Source organism: Nocardia sp. NPDC101769 (genome assembly GCF_044766925.1).
Lineage (GTDB): Bacteria > Actinomycetota > Actinomycetes > Mycobacteriales > Mycobacteriaceae > Nocardia.
Genome location: NZ_JBIWMX010000099.1, coordinates 1 through 4,224, shown reverse-complemented (window position 1 = coordinate 4,224; position 4,224 = coordinate 1). Strand labels below are relative to the sequence as shown.

Annotated in this window: 4 protein-coding genes; 2 read left to right on the top strand and 2 right to left on the bottom strand. The window is 63.9% G+C overall.

Annotated features, from left to right (window positions below; all coding sequences use genetic code 11):
• Positions 1-235: 235 nt before the first annotated feature.
• Positions 236-379: a hypothetical protein gene (locus ACIRRA_RS45450; protein WP_402782195.1), complete on the bottom strand. Its 144-nt coding sequence runs from the start codon at positions 377-379 to the stop codon at positions 236-238.
• 440 nt (positions 380-819) lie between these two features.
• Between ACIRRA_RS45450 and ACIRRA_RS45445 the strand changes: the two genes are divergently transcribed.
• A complete protein-coding gene (locus tag ACIRRA_RS45445) occupies positions 820-1,122 on the top strand; it encodes a hypothetical protein (RefSeq protein ID WP_402782193.1) in 303 nt (100 codons plus the stop codon).
• Positions 1,123-1,837: 715 nt separating this feature from the next.
• Positions 1,838-2,422, top strand: a complete 585-nt coding sequence (locus ACIRRA_RS45440; RefSeq protein WP_402782191.1) for a hypothetical protein — start codon at positions 1,838-1,840, stop codon at positions 2,420-2,422.
• 421 nt (positions 2,423-2,843) lie between these two features.
• Here the strand turns inward: ACIRRA_RS45440 and ACIRRA_RS45435 are convergent, their stop codons facing one another.
• Complete coding sequence (locus tag ACIRRA_RS45435; protein ID WP_402782189.1) at positions 2,844-3,734, bottom strand: CPBP family intramembrane glutamic endopeptidase; 891 nt, start codon at positions 3,732-3,734, stop codon at positions 2,844-2,846.
• Positions 3,735-4,224 lie beyond the last annotated feature (490 nt).

Sequence of the window (4,224 nt, the reverse complement as noted above, 5' to 3'; positions counted from 1 at the left end):
ACCGTAAGACCGCCTGCCGCAGACAATTTCCTGAGTCGGCACCGCCCGTGCGGTGCATATGTCCAGGTCGGGCATCTGAGTTGCCGCAGATAATGTGTCATTGTCTGCGGAAACTCCTTACCGAGACTTTTCGCGAATTTGGGCAGAGTGAATCGAAAACCATTCCACCCGAACAACTCTCAGCAATGACCCGAGACCTCCGGCACGTCACCGGAGGTCTCGGCATCACGCAGGGTCAGTCGTCGTCCTCGTCGTTGCGGTCGGCCGCCTCGGCGGCTCGCTCGTCGAACCCGGACTGCGCGGTCGGACTGTCGGGATCACGCTCGGCCGCGGCGGCGATACGGTCGGCCGCTTCGCGGTCCATCGGTTCCTTGCCCATGACTCCTCCTTCGATGCGAACGGACCACGCCCGAACGAAGGAATAGAGATCGGATCCGAAAGATGCCCAGGCGTGGGTGATTGACGACGGTCTCTCACCACCTGGGCAGACGCAGCGTGCACCGGGGGATTCCGTCCGCTGCGATACCCGTTGCCGCCGAAACGGCAACGGCCTTTTGTCGTACGTACCGCCGTCTGTTCCGAGGCGCACCGACCGTCGAGAGCGCACCTTGCCACCGAGAGGAACGCGCAGACGCACGGCGGATTCGTCGTCTACGTCCCGATGCCCTCAATCATCCCGCACACCTGGGCAGCTAAACGCGACTTTTCGCGCCGCCGGACCTCATGGGCCTGCACGTTCTGTGCGCGCAGATCCACCGGTGGCAGTCCATGATCGCTATCGGTGATGAGCTCTACGACCGCTACCCCTAACTGTGGCCGTTGCTGACCGGTCTGGACGGTGGCGCCGATCTGATCCAGGCCGACATCGGGATCCGCCGCCAACTCCTCGACGCGGACATCTACTGTCGCACCGCCGATTTCACCACCATCCCCGATCGGATCCGCGGTCGCTGGCGGCCTACCGCCGACGAGCTGCTCCCGGCCGCTTATCTGCGCTATCAGTGCGCCGCGATCGCCGCGGCCCACACGGGGCCCTCGATGATGGCACCGTCCTCCTGCCCCCGCTGTTCGATTGGGACGGACCTCAACCAGAACTCTGACAATGCCGAGCTGCAGAACTGACCACCGGCCATCGGGGTATCCCTTGCTTCTGCGCGAGTGTTGAGAATCGATCGATTCGCGACACCCGCGACACCTCGGCGCTGTGCCGGCCGGAACCCCAAGTCGCCGGAAGCGGCCATGCGTCGCGAAAATGTGTCGAGAAGTGTTGGTGTCCAACAAGTCTTGTCGTGCAGTGCGGATCCCGCAGTAACCCCGACTCCGGCGTAGATGGACTGGGCCGTCATGACGCGGCCACCAGACCAGGCCGCCGGATAGGCCTGAAAATGCGCGGGCTCCCGGAAATCGATTCGGAGCCCGCGCTCGAAAGCCATCTCCGGGTCGGGGTAGCCCCGCCCGCACCGCCGCCTAGACAGTCCAGATCGCCGTGATCGTGTACGAGATCGGACTGGATGTGACCATCGAGGTTGCGATACGAGGAGTGGATGCGGCCTACCGGACGTAAGCTTCGATGCGGCCTCGAGCTCTGGGGCCCCTGCTTGGAGCGGGAGCGGAGTCTCGACACTGAGCCCGTCGCTGGGTTGTCGCCGCCGGCCAGGACCCGAAGCGCACCGATCGGTTCACGGGAGCGAAAGCCAACCGCACCTGTCCTCGGATCGGACAGTGTGAAATCGGTGATGGTTCAAGAATTTTCATTCGTTCGGGGGTGGAGTTGAGTATCGATACGCAGACCGGGACCGGCAGTATCTGGCGGTGGCTGCGACAATGCCGTCGCGGCTTGCTGGGTCTGGCCGGCGGAGTGTGGATGGCCGGGTGCGTCTACGGACTGCTCACCGTTCCCGTTCGCTCCGCGGAACAGTGCATCTTCTACCCGGACGCCGACGCCCTGACCCGACAACTGCTGATCCTGGAATTCGTGCTCGCGGCGGCGCTGGCACTGGCGATAGTCGCCACCGAACGTGCCCGCCAGCCAAGCGATCCCACCGACGCCCCTGGATTTCGGCCGTTCCTACGACCTGTGCGGTCGGTGGGGATCGTGTGGTTGTTGTTCGGGTTGATCGCGCTACAGGACACCGGGATCGCACCGTTCCTCGGGTACATCGATGACCGGATGCTCCCCGAAACCCGAATGTTGGCACTGCTTGCGATGTGGGCGGCCACGATCGCTTTCGGTGCAGCCGCAGTGGTGCACACCCTCGTTGTCGCCGGAGCCGACCTGCGTGCCCGGTCGAAACAGGTTGTCCCCGTGCGACTTCGGCAGGCGTCGCCGGCCCTGATGACCGGTTTGTTCATCGGTATCGCCCTGACTGTGCCAGTGTGCTGGTTCGACTGGAACAATCCGACAATGATGTGCATTGTCTGACTGCAGTCGCCAGGTCGTTGAACGGACAGGCACCTCTTCCCGGCAAGCTCCCCTTCCGCACCAAGATCTACCGCACCGGCCAGTACCTGCCGGCCTCCGAATCCGGCGAGAAAATCGGCTACCAGGAACTGGCCCCCAACGGCCAGATCTCGCGAAGCTTGCGCTCCCGTTCCCCCCGGTGCCCTCATCGGCGATGAAGGGATGCGCGATGCGGGTGGGCGCGGCTCCAGAGTCCGACTACGGCCTCTTCGTCCTCGGGGCGGTAGGGACGGATGGTCAGGGAGGGCGGTTCGGGCAGGCGAGCAGCCGAGTCGCCATTGGGAGTCGTCATCACGAACAACAATCTTCGCTGTGAATTAGCTTTGTGCGCAAATGGTTTTGGGCGGGCGCTGCCGAGGTTCCGGACCGGACACCACCACATTCATTCGTGAGCACCGTCCGCGGTCGCAAAGCTCTCCTGCGCCGTGCGTGGAGGTCCGATCACCGTTGCGGCGCCGGTGACTATCGCGCGCAGTTCACCGGCCACGAGTGCGATCGCGACCACCATCACCACCGCGGAGATCGACGCCGCCAACACCCCGTCAGCGGCGCGGCTGCCCGTGACGATGGTGAACCCGGCATGCCACACAGCAACCATCACCACGCTGCCGCTCCTGTTGTACAGCCACGCCAAAACGACCGCGCCACAGAACAAGCCGACACCCCAACCGGCCAGCCCGACCACGGAAAAGGCCCGAAACGAGTCCAACACGAAGAACATCGGCCAATGCCATACGGCCCAACCCGCGGCAACCAGCACCGTCGCGATCAGCGGCTGCCACCGCTGTTGCGCGACCGGTTGGGCATACCCCCGCCACCCGAGCTCTTCCCCGAAACCTCCCACCATGAGCATGACCAAACCCACGCCGGCGATTCCCCACGACGACGGAAGACCGCTCACCGCAGCGAAATCCCGCAACGCAGGAATCGACCTTCCGAGCATCGCCTCTACTATCAACGCCACACAAGCGACCACCAGCGGACTCACCGATACAAGCCACCAGATCGGCCGCACCCGCCACGACAGGGCCCGACGCTTCAATTCCCACAATCCTGCACGGCCCTCATAGACGCCGGTGACTACGATGGCCGAGACGGCAGGTCCGATCAACGAAGGAAAATGCGTCGGCCATCCCGCTCCTGCGCGAATCGTCGCTCCTCGCACCACCATGGGCACAAGCCATGCCCACGACAGCAGCCAGGCGATAACGAAGAATACGGCCACGCGTGCAGGAACCGACCTCAGCCGACCTGTCAGACCTACCTTGTTCATGGCTACACCCCATCGCCTGCAACCCGACGGCACTAGAGTCCAAAGAATGTCGGCGAGCCGCCCGTTCCGGTTGCACGCCGCGCAGACAATGAACGACATCGTCGCCGACGTCACCTCACGATCAACCAGCGGCTGCTTCGCTCAGCTCGCTCCACTTCCTCGCCACCGTCGAATCTCCTCCCCTCGGCCACCTGCCGTCGAACGTACTCGGCGAGACTGCGCACGTCGCTGCCGAAGCCAGACACCACGATCGCCGAGATCAGTGATCTCTCACCGGCTGGGGCTTGCTCTCGGCATGCCGGTGCGCGCGGGCGCCGCAGTCGGCGGGTCCGAACGGCCTTACAGTCGACAAGTCGCGGATTCGCCCTAGCCCGGGGCTTTCACGGTGGTGAGGGTTAGGTGCTGTGGTAGTAACGAAGAATGGTGCTCTGAGCGGCGATAATACGGCTTGTCGAAGGTCGTATTGTTCGCGTTCTCAGGAGCACCATTC